This window comes from Candidatus Accumulibacter sp. ACC012, assembly GCF_907163155.1.
GTDB lineage: Bacteria > Pseudomonadota > Gammaproteobacteria > Burkholderiales > Rhodocyclaceae > Accumulibacter > Accumulibacter delftensis.
This window is the reverse complement of the sequence record NZ_CAJQUC010000003.1, coordinates 387517-406277: the sequence shown is the minus strand read 5'-3', so window position 1 is coordinate 406277 and position 18761 is coordinate 387517. Positions and strand designations below refer to the sequence as shown.

The 18761-nt window shown below is 64.0% G+C and carries 11 protein-coding genes; 2 read left to right on the top strand and 9 right to left on the bottom strand.

The genetic code is table 11. The features are described 5' to 3' along the window. The first annotated feature begins 52 nt into the window (after nucleotides 1-52). Together QZ648_RS05245 and QZ648_RS05240 are read left to right on the top strand one after the other, a co-directional pair. Nucleotides 53-7771 (top strand): type I polyketide synthase, encoded by a 7719-nt coding sequence (locus tag QZ648_RS05245; RefSeq protein WP_291996318.1) that lies wholly within the window; start codon nucleotides 53-55, stop codon nucleotides 7769-7771. A 1-nt stretch (nucleotide 7772) separates the two neighbouring features. Continuing rightward, nucleotides 7773-9122, top strand: coding sequence for an aminotransferase class I/II-fold pyridoxal phosphate-dependent enzyme (locus QZ648_RS05240; RefSeq protein WP_169067766.1), 1350 nt, complete (start codon nucleotides 7773-7775; stop codon nucleotides 9120-9122). Here the strand turns inward: QZ648_RS05240 and QZ648_RS05235 are convergent. From QZ648_RS05235 to QZ648_RS05195, 9 genes are all read right to left on the bottom strand, one after another. Beyond that, nucleotides 9077-10582: an LTA synthase family protein gene (locus QZ648_RS05235; protein WP_291996317.1), complete on the bottom strand. Its 1506-nt coding sequence runs from the start codon at nucleotides 10580-10582 to the stop codon at nucleotides 9077-9079. The genes QZ648_RS05240 and QZ648_RS05235 overlap by 46 nt on opposite strands. Before the next feature lie 82 nt (nucleotides 10583-10664). Next, nucleotides 10665-11441, bottom strand: a complete 777-nt coding sequence (locus QZ648_RS05230) for an SDR family NAD(P)-dependent oxidoreductase (RefSeq protein ID WP_169067764.1) — start codon at nucleotides 11439-11441, stop codon at nucleotides 10665-10667. Continuing rightward, the gene (locus QZ648_RS05225) at nucleotides 11438-12661 is read right to left on the bottom strand and encodes a capsular biosynthesis protein (RefSeq protein WP_291996316.1); all 1224 of its coding nucleotides are present in this window, start codon (nucleotides 12659-12661) and stop codon (nucleotides 11438-11440) included. Before QZ648_RS05225 ends, QZ648_RS05230 begins: the two co-directional genes overlap by 4 nt. 1 nt (nucleotide 12662) lies before the next feature. Continuing rightward, the gene (locus QZ648_RS05220) at nucleotides 12663-14252 is read right to left on the bottom strand and encodes an AarF/UbiB family protein (RefSeq protein WP_291996315.1); all 1590 of its coding nucleotides are present in this window, start codon (nucleotides 14250-14252) and stop codon (nucleotides 12663-12665) included. A 130-nt stretch (nucleotides 14253-14382) separates the two neighbouring features. Next, complete coding sequence (locus QZ648_RS05215) at nucleotides 14383-14709, bottom strand: type II toxin-antitoxin system PemK/MazF family toxin (RefSeq protein ID WP_169067761.1); 327 nt, start codon at nucleotides 14707-14709, stop codon at nucleotides 14383-14385. After that, nucleotides 14706-14963, bottom strand: a complete 258-nt coding sequence (locus QZ648_RS05210) for an antitoxin (RefSeq protein WP_291996314.1) — start codon at nucleotides 14961-14963, stop codon at nucleotides 14706-14708. Before QZ648_RS05210 ends, QZ648_RS05215 begins: the two co-directional genes overlap by 4 nt. A gap of 175 nt (nucleotides 14964-15138) precedes the next feature. Then, nucleotides 15139-16293: a hypothetical protein gene (locus QZ648_RS05205; RefSeq protein WP_169067759.1), complete on the bottom strand. Its 1155-nt coding sequence runs from the start codon at nucleotides 16291-16293 to the stop codon at nucleotides 15139-15141. Between the two features lie 114 nt (nucleotides 16294-16407). Next, nucleotides 16408-17289, bottom strand: a complete 882-nt coding sequence (locus QZ648_RS05200; protein ID WP_248595530.1) for a mechanosensitive ion channel domain-containing protein — start codon at nucleotides 17287-17289, stop codon at nucleotides 16408-16410. Nucleotides 17290-17405: 116 nt separating this feature from the next. After that, nucleotides 17406-18536 (bottom strand): aminotransferase class V-fold PLP-dependent enzyme, encoded by a 1131-nt coding sequence (locus QZ648_RS05195; protein ID WP_169067758.1) that lies wholly within the window; start codon nucleotides 18534-18536, stop codon nucleotides 17406-17408. Nucleotides 18537-18761 lie beyond the last annotated feature (225 nt).

The window sequence follows — 18761 nt, the reverse complement described above, 5'->3', positions numbered from 1 at the left end:
GCCAGAATGGGCACTTCGGGCATCGCCGACAGCAACGGAGAAGAGACCACCAATGACCGGGCGCGTGGCCATCACCGGCTATTCCTTCCGAATGCCGGGTACAAGCACCAGCCAGTACTGGCAAGACCTGCTCGACTGTCGCGACCTGGTAAGCGAGGTCGATCCCGGGCGTTGGGCGCAGGACAGCTTCCTGCATCCGCGCCGCAACCATCCGGGGACCAGCTACACCTTTGCCGCCGGCTCATTGGGCGACATCGCGACTTTCGACGCGTCCTTCTTTGGCATTTCGCCGCGCGAAGCCGCGCTGATGGACCCGCAGCAACGCTTGCTGCTCGAAATGAGCTGGGAAGCGATCGAGAACTCGGGAATCAAGCCCTCCTCCTTGCGCGCTAGCCGTTGCGGCGTCTACATCGGAATCGCCAGCGCGGACTACTCCTATCGCCTGGCTGACGATCTCGCCGTCATCGACTCGATGACGGCCACCGGCAACACCGCCAGCATTGCCGCCAACCGTATCTCCTACGTCTTCGATCTGCGCGGGCCGAGCATGGCCATCGACACCGCCTGCTCGTCGTCGATGGTCGCCTTCCACCAGGCCTGTCGCTCGATTCTTTCCGGGGAAAGCACGCAGGCGCTTGCCGGCGGCATCAGCCTGCATCTCCATCCCTACGGCTTCCTGGTTTTTGCCAAGGCCACGATGCTTTCCCCGCGCGGCCGCTGCAGCGTCTTCGATGCTTCCGGCGACGGTTACGTGCGTTCGGAAGGCGGCGGCGTCTTCTTTCTCAAGGACTATGATCAGGCGCTCGCCGATGGCGACCCGATCCTGGCCGTCGTGGCCGGCTCGGCGGTCAATACCGATGGCCGCAAATCGGGCCTGACGGTTCCCAACCCACGCGTACAGGCAGCGCTGCTCGAACAGATCTACGCGCAGGCGGGCATTGATCCGCAGGCGATCGATTACCTCGAAGCGCATGGCACCGGCACGGCGGTCGGCGACCCGATTGAGTCCCTGGCCATCGGCGAGGCCCTGGGCAAGCGCCGCGCCCTCGGCAAGCCACTGCCGATCGGCTCGGTGAAGAGCAATCTGGGCCATCTTGAAACCGCCTCCGGCGTTGCCGGCCTGGTCAAAGCCCTGCACTGCATCAAGCATCGAGTGGTCCCGGCGACCATCGGCGTCGAAACCCCCAATCCGCACATCAAGCTTGCCGAGTGGAACATCGAAGTGGTCACCAGGCCGCTTGCGCTGAAGCAGTCCGGCAGGTTGATCATCGGCGTCAACTCCTTCGGTTTTGGCGGATCGAACGCGCACGTCATTCTCGAAAGCCATCAGCCGGCCGACGCCAAGACCCCGCAAACATCGGCCGCAGGCCTGCTACCGCTGATCGTCTCGGCACGGGACAGCGCGGCGCTGCAGGCAGCGGCACGCGAGCTCGCCGCTTTCCTGACAGAACAGCCGGAACACGCGCTCTACGACCTTGCCTATAGCGCGGCGTTCCGTCGTGAGCGGCACCCGCAGCAGGCCCTCGTTTTCGGCCAGGACGCGACGACCATCGCCGAGGCTTTGCTGGACTTCGCCGAGGGAAGGAAGGAGATCACCACGGCGACGCCAGCGCACACGGTGAGCGCGAGCACAGCAGCAGCTACGCTGGAGACCGGCAGCAGCTTGGCGAAGCCGGTGGGCCTGGCCTTCATCTACACGGGAAACGGCTCGCAGTGGGCGGGTATGGGCAAGCGCCTGCTGGGCGAAGAACCCGTGTTCCGCGCCGCGGTCCGCGAGGTCGACGCCTTCTTCCGTCGTCATGCGGACTATTCGCTGGAAGACGAACTTGCCGGCGTCAACGGCGAAGAAAACCGCTACGAGCGGACTGAAATCGCCCAGCCAGTGCTGTTCGCCATGCAGGTGGGAATCACGCGCATGCTCACCCAGCGCGGACTCGCGCCGACCGTCGTCGCCGGCCACAGTGTCGGTGAAGTCGCTGCCGCCTGGGCATCAGGCGCGCTGAGCCTCGCCGAAGCCGTGCACGTCATCTACCAGCGCAGCCGCCTGCAGGGAACGACCAAGGGCCAGGGACAGATGTGCGCCATCGCCCTCGGGCAAGAGGCCGCCCAGGCCCTGCTCGCCGAATTGGGCCTCGCAGCGCGGCTCGCCATCGCCGGTGTCAACAGCGCGCGCGGCGTGACCATCGCCGGTGACCCCGAGCAGCTCACCATTCTGGAAGCTGCCCTGGAAGGGCGAAACCTCTTTTACAAGCGACTGGACCTCGATTACGCGTTTCACAGCGCGGCCATGGACGGCATCGAAGTCGAACTCAAGGACGTACTGGCAGAGCTCGAACCACGGGAAGGTGAATTGCCCTTCTGCTCCACGGTCAGCGGCAAGCGGCTCAGTGGCCGCCAGCTCGATGCCGAATACTGGTGGCAGAACATCCGCAAACCGGTTCTCTTCGAGTCGGCGATCAACGCCATCCTGGACGACGGCGCAAACATCTTCGTCGAAATCGGCCCCAATCCGATCCTGCGCAGCTACCTCAACGACTGCCTGAAAGAACGGGCGATCGAGGGCCGCGTGATCGGCACCGTCCGCCCTGCCGACGACTCGCCACAAAGCGTCTGGGGTGCCGCCAGCCAGGCGATCATCGCCGGATGCGACCCTGATTGGCAGCAGTTCTTCCCGCAACCGGGTCGCTTCGTGCAGCTACCCAGCTATCCCTGGCAGCGAGAACGCCACTGGCATCCGGTCACTGCGGCATCGGGCGGACTGATTTATCGGCGCAAGCTGCACCCGCTGCTCGGCTATCCGCTGCCGCAGCACGAACTTACCTGGGAAAATGAGCTCGATACGCAACTGTATCCGGTGCTCGCCGACCATGTCGTTGGTGAGGCCACCGTTTTCCCAGGTTCCGCTTTCGCCGAGATTGCTCTGGCGGCCGCTGCGGCGTGGCATCCAGACGCGGTCGCGGTCATCGAGAATCTCGAAATCCGCACGCCGCTGTTGCTCAGCGACGAGCGCTCGACAAGCGTGCGCACGACGATCGATGCGCAGGACGGCAGTCTGACCATTAGCAGCCGGGAGCAACTCGCCAGCGATCCCTGGACCTTGCACACGACGGCACGCTTGCTGCACGACACCGACGACATCCTGCTGCGCGAGAGAGGGCCCGCCCTGCCCAGCCGGACCCCGGATTTCGATGCCCGCAGCCACGCGGCACTGACGCGCGCCGTTGGTATCGCCTATGGCCCGGCCTTCCAGTGCATCGAGCACGGCTGGGTACAAGGGAGCTCGGTCCTGGCGGTGTATCGCATCGCGGCCAGCGTCGACAGGCAACTAGCCTCGCACCACCTCCATCCAGCGCTCCTGGATTGCGCTTTCCAACTCATTTTCCAGCTGCTGAAAAACGCCGTCGAAACCCACGCGGGACTGGCCTTCGTGCCCGTGCGCATGGGCCGCATCGCCGTGCGCAGCGGCTTGGCCAGGCCGAGCCATGCGCGGGCGACATTGCTCAGGCGGAGCGCACGTTCGCTGCAAGCGGAGTTCGCGATTTTCGCGGCCGATGGGAGCACCATCGCCGTCGTCAGCGACGTCCGCTTCCGCAGTGTGCGTCTGAGCCGCAATGCTGCCGACCAACTACGCTGTCTCGCTTACCACGCCACCCCCAGGCCACACCCGCTGACGCCCGCTGCCAGCCCGAGCATCGCTTACGCCAGCGTCAGGGCTGCGCTCTCTGATCTGGTCAGACGGGCGGCGCTGAAGGGAAGCCATCGCCGCTATTCGGAAGAGGTCGATCCGCTGCTCGACAGTCTGTGCAGCCGCTTCAGCCGGCTGGCCCTGCAAGCACTTTCGCCCGATGGGCAGAGCCTGCCAGCGCATACCCTCCGCGCCTGCGCGACCGCCACCCCGGAGCTCGAACCGTATCTGGCGCAACTGCTGTCGCTGGCCGAGGACGATCGCTCTCTGGCCGCTACCGCCGATGGCTGGAAGATCGTGCCGGATCAGCGCGACCAGTCCTCAGCGCAGGATATCTGGAACAGCCTGGTCGCCGACGATCCGGACTATTTTCAGATCGTGCATTCGGTCGGGCTGGTCGGGATGCATCTCGGCGAACTCCTGGCCGGCCAGCGGACGCTGCGCGACCTCTGCCCGCAAGAGTCGTCGCTGGCAACGCTGTTGCGGCAGGTACTCGGAAGCAACGGCAAACAGAAGATTGGCCACGCGCTGCGCGAGCTGATTGGCCGGGGATTGCAGGATTTGCCCGCCGGGCGGCGCCTGGGCATCGTCGAGATCAGCGCCGGCGGGCCAGCGTTTGTCATGGATGCGTGCACCGCCCTCGACTTCAACCGTGCCGACTATTGCTTCGCCACTACCTCGGCGAGCACTCTGGACGAGGTGGCCGCCAAACTCAAGGAATGCTCGCCAGCCATCGCCACGCAGCTCATTGGCGGCGCCTCGGAAGCCGCTGGCAATGGCACGGGGGGAGCCGGAAGCTGCGCACTGGCCATCGTCGTGCTTGATTTCGACAGCGTCGAGCAGGCCCTCCAGGCCATTGATTACGCGCGTAGCCGCCTCGCTGCGGACGCTTCGCTGATCGTCGTCGGCCAGCACCCGTCGCGCTGGATCGACTTCGTATTCGGCGCGCAACGGGCGGGCTGGTCGCAAGCGGAAAGCGGTCGCTGGCAGTCGAGTCAACGGCCCAGCCATTTCTGGCTACAGCAATTGCAGGAAGCCGGCTTTTCGGCGAACGAGCCTTTCGAGTTCTCGCCAGACACCTTGTCCGGTCCCTACTTGCTGCTCGGCCAGCGCAGCGCAAGCGACACGTCGCCAAGCAACACGCCACGGTCGACGCTGCGTAGCTGGATCCTGTTCGCCGATGCGGATGGTTTTTCGGCGCAACTTTCCGACCAGCTGAGCAAGAAGCTGCAAGCGCGCGGCGATCTGGTCATCGAGGCCCGCGCCGGCGGAAGCACGCAGATCGAAGCGCTGCTCCGTGAAACCACGGCCAACTACGGCGAACTCGACGGCATCGTCCATCTCACCGGCATCGTTGCCGAGCCGGACGACGCGCTTGCCGACGCCACCGACAAGGTTTTCGATCGCCAGCTTGCCCGCTGTGCGACAGCTGCGGACATCTTCCAGGCCTGTACAAGCACGCAAACGAAAACCACCTGCTGGCTGATTACCGCCAATGCTGCCGGCAGCCTGCTGCCCAAGCACACCGGCGCGACGCCCGCGGCAAGCCTCGCTGCGGACAGCGCGCTGTGGGGATTTGGCCGGACGATGCTCAACGAGGCCGACCACTGTGCCATCCGCCTGATTGACCTGCAAACGCCGCTGAGCGTTGAAACGGCAGCAACGGCGCTGGACAAGGAATTCGAGCAGCCGGATGACGAGCAGGAGGTGGTGCTGACGTCCGGCGGTGAGCGCTACGCCTTGCGCCTGTGTAGCGAAGAGCGCCCCGACGGGCAGGTACACGTAGCCCTGGAGCAGCCCACCCTGTCGCTCGGCTTCCAGCTTCCCGGACAACTGCGGAATCTGCGCTGGGAAGCGCACCCACGCCGCGAACTTGCACCCGGCGAGATCGAAGTCGATGTGCGCGCCACCGGTCTGAACTTCCGCGACGTCATGTATGCGCTCGGGCTGCTTTCCGACGAAGCCATCGAAAACGGCTTTGCCGGGCCAACGCTTGGTTTCGAATTTGCCGGCGTCGTCAGCCGCAGCGGCAGCGAGGACAGCATTTTCAATGCCGGCGATGAAGTCGTCGGCTTCGGCCCGTCCAGCTTCGGCAACCGGGTGATCACCCAAGCCGCAGCCATTGCCCATCTGCCACCCGACATCTCCTTCGAAGCCGCGGCGACGATCCCCAGCACCTTCTTCACCGTCTATTACGCGCTGCATCATCTGGCACAGCTGCAAGCCGACGAAAAGGTGCTGATCCACGGAGCCGCCGGCGGCGTCGGGATTGCTGCGGTCCAGGTCGCCAAGTGGCTCGGCGCCGAAATCTACGCCACCGCCGGCTCCGACGAGAAGCGTGATTTCCTGCGCCTGCTCGGCGTCGATCATATTTTCGACTCGCGTTCGCTTACTTTTGCCGACCAGATCATGGCCCAAACCGGTGGGCAAGGCGTCGATGTCGTCCTCAACTCACTGGCCGGCGAAGCGATCAACCGAAATTTTCAGGTCCTGAAACCTTTCGGTCGTTTTCTTGAACTCGGCAAACGCGACTTCTACGAAAACACCAGGATCGGCCTGCGCCCCTTCCGTAACAACGTCAGCTACTTCGGCATCGATGCCGACCAGTTGATGCTGGTCCGCCCCGATCTGACGCGCCGCCTTTTCGCCGAGATCATGGCGCTGTTTGCCGATGGTGTTCTCCACCCCCTCCCCTATCGCGCCTTCGAAGCCGAGGACGTGGTCGACGCTTTCCGCTATATGCAACAGGCACGCCAGATCGGCAAGATCGTCATCACCTATCGTCACGGCATCAACGACGTGTATCTACCGAAAGCGCCAACGCGTCGGCACCTGCAGCTGGCGGCTGACGGCTCGTATCTGGTTTCCGGTGGCCTGCAGGGTTTCGGTCTGCGAACTGCCGAGTGGCTGGCCAGCAAAGGCGCCCGCCAGCTGATCCTGATCAGCCGTAGCGGTCCGCAATCCGAACAATCCGACGAAGCCCGCAGCGCCATTGCACGCCTTGAAAGGCAAGGGGTACGCGTGCACGCCGCTGCCTGCGACGTCAGCAAGCGCGCCGAACTGGCGGCCTTGCTGGCGGAAACGGCGCGCAGCCTGCCGCCGCTGAAAGGAGTGGTACACGCGGCGGCGGTCATCGATGACGGTCTGGTGCGCAATCTCGACGCCGCGCAGATGCGCCGCGTGCTCGCCCCCAAGATCCTCGGTGCCCGCAACCTCGATGAGCTGACGCGCGACTGCCCGCTCGACCTCTTCATTCTCTTTTCGTCGGCGACCACCGTCTTCGGCAATCCTGGACAAGCCAGCTACGTAGCGGCGAACGCCTTCCTCGAAGCGCTTGCAGAACATCGCCGCGCACTCGGTCTGTGCGCCACCAGTGTCGGCTGGGGCCCGATCGACGACGTCGGCTTCCTGGCCCGCAATGAAAAAATCAAGGACGCCCTGCAAAGCCGCATGGGTGGCGGCGCTCTCAACTCGGCAACCGCTCTCGACGCCCTGGAAGGCATGCTGCTCGCCGATCGCTCCGGACTGGCGGTGCTCGAATTTGACTGGCATGCGCTCAGCCGCCTGCTGCCGAGCGCCAGCAGTCCAAAATTCCAGGAACTGGCCTGGCATGCCGAAGACCGCGACGGGCAGGAGGATCACTCGGAAGACATTCAGCGACTGCTCGCCGAACTCTCCGATGACGAGCTTCTGGCCACCTTCTCGGACATCCTGCGCAACGAAATCGGCGAGATCCTGCGCGTTGGCGCAGACAAGATCGACCCCGAGCGTTCGCTCTACGACATGGGCCTGGACTCGCTGATGGGCGTCGAACTGATGATCGCCCTCGAATCTCGTTTCGGTATTCGCCTGCCGGTAATGGCCTTGAGCCAGAGTCCGACGATTAGGAAACTGGCGGCGCGAGTGATCCAGCAGTTGCGCGGAGCCGACGACGCTGGCGAGTCGGATCAGCAAGCGCTGCTGCTGGCGCAGACGCAAGAGGTGGCCAGGCAGCAGGGCGCCGACGCTTCGCCAGAAGTGATCGCCGGAGTGGTCAAGGACCTACGGACCGCACGGGCCGCGGCGACTGCCAAGGTGATCGACTAGGATGGTACGCAAAGGATTGCCAGGGCTCACCGCCCAGATCAAGGACAAGCTCATCCAGCAGGCGCTCGAGCGCCGGCTCCGCCAGGCCGATCAAGGGAAGAACTACGACGCCCCGGCGCGGACGCCCAGCGGTGCCGCCACCACTCCCGAGCAGCACTACCGCTTTCACCTGCATCCCGGCTACCAGCAGATTCGCATCATCAGCGAAGGCGCGACTCGCCTCGGCATCGACAGCCCCTTCTTCAAGCTCCACGAAGGTATCGCTGGCGCCAGCACGCGCATCGACGGCCGCGACTACATCAACTTCGCGAGCTACAACTATCTCGCGCTCTCGGGACATGCCGAGATCTCCGAGGCCGCCAAGCAGGCCATTGATCGTTACGGGACCTCGGTTTCAGCCAGCCGCCTGGTCTCTGGTGAGCGAGCGCTGCACCGCGAGCTGGAAGATGCCATCGCCCGTGCCTACGGGACCGACGATGCGATCACCTTCGTCAGCGGCCACGCCGCCAACGTCACCACCATCGGCCATCTCTTCGCCGCCCAGGATCTGGTGGTTCACGACGAGCTGATCCATAACAGCGTCGTGCAGGGAATCAGCCTCTCTGGCGCCCGCCGCCTGTCGTTTCCGCACAATAACCCGGAGGCACTGGATACCATTCTCAACCAGCAGCGCCAGCACTTCCAGAGAGTGCTGATCGTTCTGGAAGGGATCTACAGCATGGATGGCGACTATCCCGACCTGCCCCGCTTCGTGGCCATCAAGAACAAGCATCGCGCCTTCCTGATGGTCGACGAAGCCCACTCCTTCGGCGTCATGGGCGCCACAGGACTCGGCATCAGGGAGCACTTCGGCCTGCACAGCGCCGAGGTCGACATCTGGATGGGCACCCTGAGCAAGGCCCTGGCGGGATGCGGCGGCTATATCGCCGGCGAAGCCGCGCTGGTCGAACACCTCAAATTCCTGGCGCCCGGCTTTCTCTATAGCGTCGGCATGCCACCGCCGGTTGCCGCGGCCTCGCTTGCCGCGCTGCAAGTAATGCAACGCGAGCCCGAGCGCGTCGCCGCACTGCAGGCACGCGGCCGATTCTTCCTGGCGCAAGCCAAAGCGGCCGGCGTTGATACCGGGACTTGCGCCGGCTTCGCGGTAATTCCGGCAATTACCGGCAGCTCGATCAAGGCGGCACGCCTGGCTGCCGCCCTCTTCGAGCGCGGCATCAATGTGCAGCCGATCCTTTACCCGGCAGTGCCGGAGAAATCCGCCCGCTTACGCTTTTTCATCTCCTGCGAGCATAGCGAACTGCAGATTCAGCAAACCGTCGAGGCCTTGGCGGAGGAACTCGGCAGGCTCTGAGCAGTAAGCAAGCCCATTTCCTGCAGAAACAGGCTGCCCAGGTCCTCGACCTTCAAATCGCGCCGTATCCCCGGCTTCGGCTGACCGTTCTTCCGCCAGATGAAGTAATCGGTCTGCCCCGCGGGCGCGCCCAGGGTCCGGTAGACATCCGGCATGATCGGCACGTGATCGCCGTACCAGCACAGGCCACTGCGGCCCGGCAAAGCCGCGAGCCCGGCGCGCAGCATGCCCGCCATGCGGTCCGCATTGCGCAAATGACGCAGGTAGATGGTCAGCTCGTCGCAGCCAGCCGGTGGCGGCCTTGAGTAGAAGCGCTCCGCCTCATCGGAGCGCACTTTCTCGAGATGCAGGGGCCCATGGTTCTCCATGCTGATGACAAAGACGAAGAGTGGCTGCTCGCTAGCGCCCTTCAGCAGGGAGCAGACTTTCTCGGCGACGGCCAGGTCCCCGACGTAAGGCCCACTCCTTGCTGCGTCCATGAAGCTGCGGATATCAATGAACTCATCGAAGCCAAGGCGTGGAAAGACCTTGTGGCGGTCGTAGAAGCTCGCCGCGTAGGGATGGACGCAGAGGGTCCGGTAACCGCGGACTTGCAGGAAACTGGCCAGGGTCGCCACCCCCTGCCGCGCCAGCCGACGATAAGGATTGAAGCGATGCACCCGCAGTGACTCGCCGGCGAGTCCAGACAGGAAAGCAAACTCGGTGCGCACGGTATTGGCGCCCCAGGCAGCGACCTCGAGTTGTCCGCTGCAAGCTGCCTCAGCCTGCAAAGCGTCAAACTCCCGCAGGACCTCGCTACGGATTCCCGCGTCGAGCCGCCGCGGATCGAAGAAGGACTCGCTCTGCACGACGACCAGATGCGCGGGTTTGTCTCGGCTTGGGTGCGCGGCATTCGTGACATTCGTGGCGCCTGCGCTCCCGCCGTCAAACGGCGAATGCAAGGGGCAAGGCAGCAACTCCTCCTCGCCATAGCGCCACATGGCGCAAAGCAGGCCCAGCCGGCACAGGTCGCTTGCCGCTTCGAATGTCACCGCCAGCTTGCTCCGCGCCGCCCACCACAGCACAAGGCCCGCTGCCAGCGCGAGCATTGCCGACCCGGTCAGAAAGTCGCCGACCGACAGGACCAGCAACAAGGATTCCTCCAGGGCCAGCCCCGCATAGACTGCGCCACCAAACGCCAGCACGGCAAGCGCCGCCTTCCCCGCGCCGAGAAAGGGCAGGTACAGGCGCGGGTGCTTGAAGACGTCGCTGAAGTACTCGAAATCCTGAAAAATGAAGGGTTCGCGCAAGGCGTGGTATTTGGCGTTGCTGACCAGCACCAGAAACAGCATCCCGGCGAGCAGCGCGCTGGCGGCAAAGAGCGGCCGCTGAAGAACCAGCAATAGGCAAGTAAACAAGCCCAGCCAGACGCCAAGATGAATCGCCAGCGCCGCCAGAGGCCGCTTCCAGAAGGGCCGCACAGCTGGTCTCAGCAAGCGTTCAAGTAGCAGGCAAAGGCCGGCGCCAGCGAGCGCAGACGGGGCAACCGCCGACCAGAAGGAATCAGCCACCGTAATCGAGCAGGCGCAGAATGCGTTGCGAGACCGCCGACGGCAGGACCGACAGCCACCAGGTCCCGAAGTTGAGGGGAAACGGAAAGCTGATGCGCGCCTGATTGCGCGCCAGACCGCGCCGGATGGTACGCGCCGCTCGTTCCGGAGTCCACAGGAAAGGCTTCGGCCCCGGCATCTCGCGGCACATCTTCGATTCGACATAGCCCGGCATGACCACGCTCACCTGCACCCCTTCGCCTGCCAGCCAGCCACGTATCGCTTCACCGTAAGTCTTGATCGCCGCCTTGCTGGCGCAGTAGCTGGGCGTCACCGGCAGCCCGTAATACGCGGCCAGCGAACTGATCAGGGCAATCTGACCTTGCCCGCGGGCGCGCATCGCCGGCAGCACCGCATCGACCGTGGCCATTACTGCCAGGACGTTCACCTCGATGAGTTCCTCGACATCCGGCCAGTGTTCGCCCGCGCCGGCTGGCCCGATATTCGTGTTTACGCCCGCGTTGACGATCACCAGATCGAGCCGTTCTGATCCGCAAAGGTCGTTCAGCCAGTTCGCCAGTGCCCGGCGATCACGCAGGTCGAGCACCTGGATCAGCACCCGCGCGCCGCGCGCCTGACAAGCCGCCGCCAACTCTGCCAGCCGCGCAGCATTGCGCCCCTGCAGGATCAGCGTACTGCCCGCCTCGGCATAGGCCATCGCCAGCGCGCCGCCGATACCGCCGGTGGCACCCGTGATGAGCACCGTTTGCGGTCGTGTAGCGAGGCTCACAACAACTCGTCCAGCGGTGAGCGCTGTGGTTCAAGAAAGCGGCGGCAGTTGGCGACGGCCATGCGGATTGCCTGGGCGGAATAGAAGCCGCCATTGACCTGGGTGGCGTGAATCACCGTATTGCGGAAACAGCGGAAAAGCTCGCGTTCGGGCTTGCCGGCATGGGTCCAGAAATCGTCGACAGGCCCCTGAAAAGTGAGCCCGGGAAGATTGTAGATGGGGTCGCTCAGGGTCACGGTCGGACATCCCGCGGCCAGCGAGAGGAGACCGACGGTGCTATTCACGGTGACCACGCCTTGCGCGTGCTGCAGCAAGGGGCCTAGATCGCCGCTCTCCAGGTAGGCGATGCGTCCGGCCAGTCCGAAGCGCTTTTCCAGAGCGGCGATCACGCGACGGAAGTTCACCAGGCCGGCGTCGAGCGGATGGTTCTTGATCACCAGGCGTGCGTCGCCAGCCGCGTGCGTAGCGAAGGACTCCAGCACGAATTCCATGACGCCGCTCATGTCGTCGAATCGGCAATGATCGCGAATCTGTGCGTCGCTGTTCAGTTGCAGTGGCAAAAGGTAGTACGGCACGCCGCTGCTGACGAGTTTGTCGATCAAGGCCTGGTCTTTCGACTTGCGAAAGTGCAGCATCGAAAAGCGCCCGGCGTAGCCGGCGTACTCGAGCGCCGCGTTGAGCGGCGCATGCCTTTGGTAGCGCGGAAAGGCGACGGCATTGACGGATCCGGCGAGATGGTAGGCCACATCATGTGCCGCACGTACTCGGAACGGCGAATGAAACGGCTCGCCGTCACCGTAATCCGGCAACTTCGCGCCAACGCGGCGAAACCAGTCGGGATCACGCGGCAGCAGCGAGTGACCATTGACCCCCTCGCGCTCGAGAGTCACCCAGTAAGGCCGCAAGTAGCCTTCTTCGAAAACGTGCGTGCGCATGCCCAGAGCCGAGCCATGATCGACGGCGGGTCTATGCACTGGACGCCGGTCACCAAACAGAACCTGGTCGGTGATTCCGAAGCGGCGGTATTTGTCGTCGAGAAAGTCGCGCAGGCCGGACAACTCGCCGCGAAAATTCCACGCCGGCCGAAAACCCCAATAGGCGACGTCGCCAGCATTGAAATTGATTTTGAAAACGCGGTGTCCGTCAGCGACCAACTGATCAGCGAGCCGTCCAAAAAATGGCGAACAAACACCCTGCAGAAACAAAAAAGAACGTCTCAAGCTACTGCAACCCCTCTGCTTTGCACAGCCAAAGCCCTCTCTCGCACGACACGCCCTCCACTGACCGCTTGCTCGGCTCCGCGCCGGGATGCACGGCGTGCCGTCCTGCCAGGCCACCAGACCCGCTGCGATCTCCCGCCAGAAAACGCAGCGTGGTCGCCGGCAGGTCGACGCAGAGCCCCACCAGGTCGACGGTCGACAGATGGCCGCCGACAGCGCGGGAATCCGCCCAGGCCCATGGGCGCCGCAGGAGGCCTTGCAGGAAGCTGCCCGCGCCGTGGCGGACGAGCACGCGATCGATCGCCATGTGCTCGGAAACATCGGCGGCAACCCCCGACAGCGTCAGCAAGGCCTTGCGAAAAAGCGCGATCTCCTCCGGAAAACGCACCGCCGAGCTTGCTGCCAGACTATCCAGCAGCGACGTCATCCAGTCGAAGCCGGGAAAGCGACCAGCACGCACCTGCTCAATCGCTGCACCTACCGCGAGTCGCACGCGGGCTTCGTCGACCACCTGGCCGAGCGCCGCGATGGCCCTGCACACCCGCGTCTCGTTGAGCGTCACTGCCCCCAGACCGAGTTGCACGACCGCTTCGCACTGGGCCTTGGTCAAGCGTGTGGTGAGTGCCCAGTCGATAATCGCCAGACGTCCATCTGGCGTCGCCAAGAGGTTGCCAGCGTGCGGGTCGGCATGAAACATCGCTCCCGTCTCGCCACTGCCCCAGAAGGGCTGGGCCAGCAAAGCCCTGATCACCCGCTCGGCACGCTGGCGCATTTCTGCGGCCGGCAAGTCCTGGTGGGTCACCTTGCAGCCATCAACCCTTTCCATCGCCGTCACCAAGGGCGTACAGAAGGGAAACAGGCGGGGGATAAGGATATCCGGTGAAGCGGCATAGAAATCCGCCGCCTGCCGCAGGTGCTCCTGTTCCTGGTCCAGACGAACTTCGTTGGCGAGCAGGCGGGCAACCGTTTCCAGGGTATTAGCGTAGTCGAGTACCGGCAGGCCGTGGTGGGCGCAGCGTTCTTCCAGGAATGTGCCGAGCAAGGGCCAGATGGCGAGTTCTTCCTCCAGCCGCTCCTGCACACCCGGCCGCAGCACTTTGAAGACGCCGCGCTGCGGCGCTGCATCCTGCGCCTGCTGCCAGACGAAAGGCACGACCACGGCGACGCTGCCCTCGGCGATTGTCTCCTGCCCCAACTGCAGACCGGCGACAGGACCCACTTCGCGATCGAGCAGCGGCTGCACCGCCGCCAGCGAATCGGTCGGCGCCAGCGTTTCGAGTTCCTGCAAACGCTGGCGCAAATCGGCCGACAGGCGCCGGTCGTGGGCCACCACCTGCCCCAGCTTGTGCAGGGTCGGGCAGAGACGAAACAGGCTGATTACACGCCGCTCACGACTGGCAGATCTCGGCAGTTCAATTTGTGCGGCAACAATGGCTTGCTGACGGTCTGGCGAAAGGCGCTGCAGGAAGAAAGCCAGGCCGTCGGCGAGCAGTGGACGATAGGGCGCGTAATTCTCGGGCAACAGCTCGGTGAGCGGCAGCAGGAGTGCCAGCGCGCCGCTATGCTGGTCGATGTTCGAGTGGAGGGTCATGAGAGGGAATGGTCGATAGCCAGCGCACTGGCGAAACAGGGACTGATGAGCAAGGGGATGAGCGCATTGTAGACCGGATGGAGCAGAGCGTCCGCTTGCCCACCTGCCCGCCCGCCTGCCTCGTTATTGCTCACTCAAAAATCGGGGCAAGTTTCGCCAGCACCTCTTCCATGGTCGATGCTGGCAAGGTGTCCACCTTGCGCCCATTGCGCGCCCCAAGATCGAGCACACGCGGCTGATCGCAGCGAACTACGCCGGTCGTTCTGATGCCAGTCACGGGGACAGCGAAGGCAATTCGCCTGGCGAAGCCACCGCCGCTGGTGATCGGGCAGACCACCGGCAACCTGGTTGCCTCGTTGAACGCGGCAGGCGACACGATCAGAACTGGACGGCTACCGCGTTGCTCGCGCCCTTCGGTCGGATCAAGCGAGACCAGGTAGATGTCACCACGTCTCATATCAGTTCCCCACCGACCGCGGGCGCATCGATCCATTCGCGTTCTTCCGCCGCTTGCTGCTGTGAATAATCCGAAGCGGCCAGCAGTTCCGCCAGCGTGTAACGCGGCCTGGGCTTAGGATCAATCACCAAGCGGCCATCAGCGACGGCCACTCCTACCGTGGCGCCTGCTTGCAGCTGAAGTTGATCGAGGAACGCTGGCGGAACTGCCAGCATCACTGAGCCGCCGACCTTGCGCAGATTCGTTGTATGCATGGTGCACCTCTATCGAGTCAAGTTATATTGAAGTATAACCGTAATCGATAGCGGTGCGGGCCTCGATCTGGCGGAAAACACCTGTTTCGCGACAGATCGTACAGGCCAGGGCCGTCACCAAACCTACGCCCTCCTCACTACAGTCTCCAGATCGCCAGCCGAAATCCACCCGCCACTAGTGAACCCCTTCATCCAGCGCGAGCTTCACCGCATCGACGATGCGTCGCCTGCCGCGCGCGCGGCTGACCAGATTGGCCTCCTCGCCGGTCGAGTCGAGCCATTCGACCAGGCGCGTCAGGGCATGACGGGTGGTGGTGGCGTCGCGGCAGTTGGCCAGGAAGACCATCTGGATCTTCTGTACTTTGTCGGTCACGTAGACGCCGAAAGGCGCGGCGACGATGGTCGCATCGGGGAAGCCCAGTTGCCGCATGGCCTGTGACTCGCTGACCGTTTTCAGGCAGGCGACCAGGTGCACCGGCCCGGCCAGCGACGGGGTAGCACCACCCGGGACGTAGCTGTGATCCTTCAGGAAAGGCTGCCCGACCAGTTCGCGCGCGGCGGCGACGCCAAAAGCGGCCGGCAGGCCGTGCACGATGGTGAGCAGCGATTCGCCCGCCAGCGGCCAGTCCCAGCCGCCGGCGACGGAGGACAGCGCATTCGCGCCGAGGTCGCTTAGTGCTTCGCCGAGCGCTTCTTGCATGGCCTGCTTGCGGCTGCTGAAATCGAGCCGGCTCCAGTCCAGGGCGGTGCCGTAGGCGAAGCGCCCCTTGCGTGCTTCGCGACCGCCCAGTTTGACCAGACTGGCAACCCCCTCGCGCAGGGCTTCCAGGCTGCGCGCGACGATGTCTTCGGCATTGCGCGCTTCCGGCGAAGTCGGGTTGAGGGTCAGGAAGTACTCCTGGAAGATCTTGTCGGCCTTCTTCTCGGCGGCCGATTTTCTGGCGGGAAACTTGACGTCCAGGACGCGCACGACTTTTAGCCGGGCCGGCCCGTTGTTCCAGACCTCCTGAAACTCGGCGTGGCAGATGCCGATCTCGCCGCTTTTCGGTGCCCAGCCGGCTTCGCCCGTGTACAGGGCAAGAACGACGTCGGCCTTGCGCACCTCTTCGAGCGAGCGGTTCCAGGCAGTATCGAGGTCGCCCTGCGACTGGTCCGGGGCATTGTCCGAGATCCAGACTTCGAACAAGGCTTCGCCGAGCAGGGGCTCCGCGCACAGCTTGTCGTGCAGGCGCTTGCGGACAACGGTCATGCTCACTTGCTGCTCGCCGTCGGCGACCAGCGATGAGCAACGGCTGGAGATCATGATGCGGATCTTCTTGAAGTCGGCCATGGCGAAGTCCTCGACGAGCGCTAGACGAGCGCTAGACGCTATGAACGGTGAAATTGCCCGTCGGTCGGCGCGCTGGCGTGATCACCAGCGTTGTGCCGCGTTCCCGCCCAAGGATCAGCTGCCAGCCCGCTGCTGATAAACGTGCACATCCCGCTGCGGGAAGGGGATGTTCAGCCCGGCAGCATCGAAGCGTTTCTTGACCTGTTCGTGCAGATGGAAGTGCACCGCCCAGTAGTCGCCTGAATGGACCCAGGGGCGGACCACAAAATTGACGCTGTGGTCAGCGAGCGCGACCACTTCGACCGTCGGCGCGGGCTCCTTGAGGATGCGCTCGTCGCTGGCGACGAGCTCATTGAGCAGCTTGCGAACCGCGTCCAGATCGTCGCCATAGCTGCAACCGACAATCATGTCCAGGCGCCGCGTGTCGTTGGCCGAATAGTTGATGATCGTCCCGGCCATGATCTGGCTGTTGGGAACCAGGATCTTCTTGTTGTCAGGGGAGTGAATGATGGTCGTGAGAATCTGCACTTCCTTGACCGTACCGGCGACTCCCGCGGCTTCGATGAAGTCGCCGACCTTGTACGGGCGGAAGGCGACGATCAGCACGCCAGACGCGAAGTTGGACAGCGAGCCTTGCAGCGCCAGACCGACCGCCAGGCCGGCAGCACCGAGCACGGCGAGCAACGAGGTCGTCTGCACGCCGAGAGCGCCAATCGCGGCGATGATCACCACCACCAGCAGCACGGCACTGAGCATGTTGCCGAGGAATTTTTCGAGCGTGTCTTCCATGCCCGTCTTCTGGAAACCCTTGCGCGCAAGATTCGTCACCAGTTGGGCCAGCCATCGGCCGACAACGAAAATCAGGATGGCGGCGACGACTTTCATGGCGATCGACATCCCCTGTTCCGTCGCCAGCACGATCAACTGATCGATGTTGCTGTAATCGAGGACTTGCGTAGCGGCTTTCTCGACCGCGGCGAGCGTGCTTCCTTCCATACTTGTTTCCTCTGCTCTTCTTGAGTTTTAACTAATCAACCTGCGCTCGTCCGCTACCTTTTCCCGCTGTGTGGCGACCACGGCAGGGCAAGTGGAAAGCCTTTCCCTGCCTTGTTTCAACTGCCAAGCGCTTCGAGCGCAGCGGCCAGGCTGCTGACGGTCCGGTCTGGGTTGTGCAGTTTATCGAGGCCGAACAGTCCGATGCGGAAACTGCGAAAATCCGCCGGCTCGTCGCATTGCATGGGCACCCCGGCGGCGATCTGCACGCCGCTGGCGGCGAACTTCTTGCCGGACTGGATATCCGCATCGTCGGTATAGCTGACGACGACGCCGGGCGCCTGGAATCCTTCCGCGGCGACGCTCTTGAAGCCCTTGCTGCTGAGCAACTCGCGAACCCGGCGACCGAGTTGCTGCTGCTCCTTGCAGACGCGCTCAAAACCGTATTCCTCGGTTTCGAGCATTACGTCACGCAAGCCTGCCAGGGCGTCGGTAGGCAGCGTCGCGTGATAGGCAAAACCGCCTTTCTCGTAGGCCTCCATGATCTGCAGCCACTTTTTGAGGTCGCAGGCAAAACTGCTGCTGGTGCTTGCGTCGATGCACGCACGCGCGCGCTCGCCAAGCGCCACCAGCGCGCAGCATGGGGAGCCGCTCCAGCCTTTCTGCGGTGCGCTGATCAGTACGTCGACGTCGTTGGCGACCATATCGACCCAGACGGTTCCGGAGGCGATGCAATCAAGAATGAAGAGGCCATCAACGGCACGAACGGCGGCGCCGATGGCACGCAGGTAATCGTCGGGGAGCATCAAGCCGGAGGCGGTTTCGACGTGCGGGGCGAAGACGATTTCCGGCTTCTCGGCGTGGATGCTGGCCACGACGTCTTCGATCGGCGGCGGCGCGAACGCTGCCTGCGGCTGCTGATCGACCGGCCGCGCGACCATGGCCACGCTTTCGGAAGCTATCCGCCCCATGTCGAGGATCTGCGTCCAGCGAAAGCTGAACCAGCCGTTGCGGATGATCAGGCATTTCTTGTTGGTGGCAAACTGGCGGGCGACGGCTTCCATGCCGAAAGTGCCGCTGCCGGGAACGACGATGGCAGCCTTGGCGTTGTAGACCGTCTTGACGATCCGCGAGATGTCGTTCATCACGCCCTGGAAGCGCCGCGACATGTGGTTGAGGGCGCGGTCGGTATAGACCACCGAGTATTCGAGCAGACCGTCGGGATCGGGTTGGGGAAGGAGTGCGGGCACGATTGTCTCCATGCGGTGATTGGGCAAGCGGAGTTGAGTGAAAGTGAGTACACGGCGCGTCCGTGCGCCACAAGGCATGCAGGATAACGCCAAGTCCGGACGCCGCGCTAGTCAAGCCAGGCAGCGTAGCGGCGCCGGCATGCTGGCCGATCGATCGTCGCAATGAACAATCGTTGGCGATCGCGGGCCAGGCTTCCCCCTTGCCGACGAACGCCCCGCCTCCGC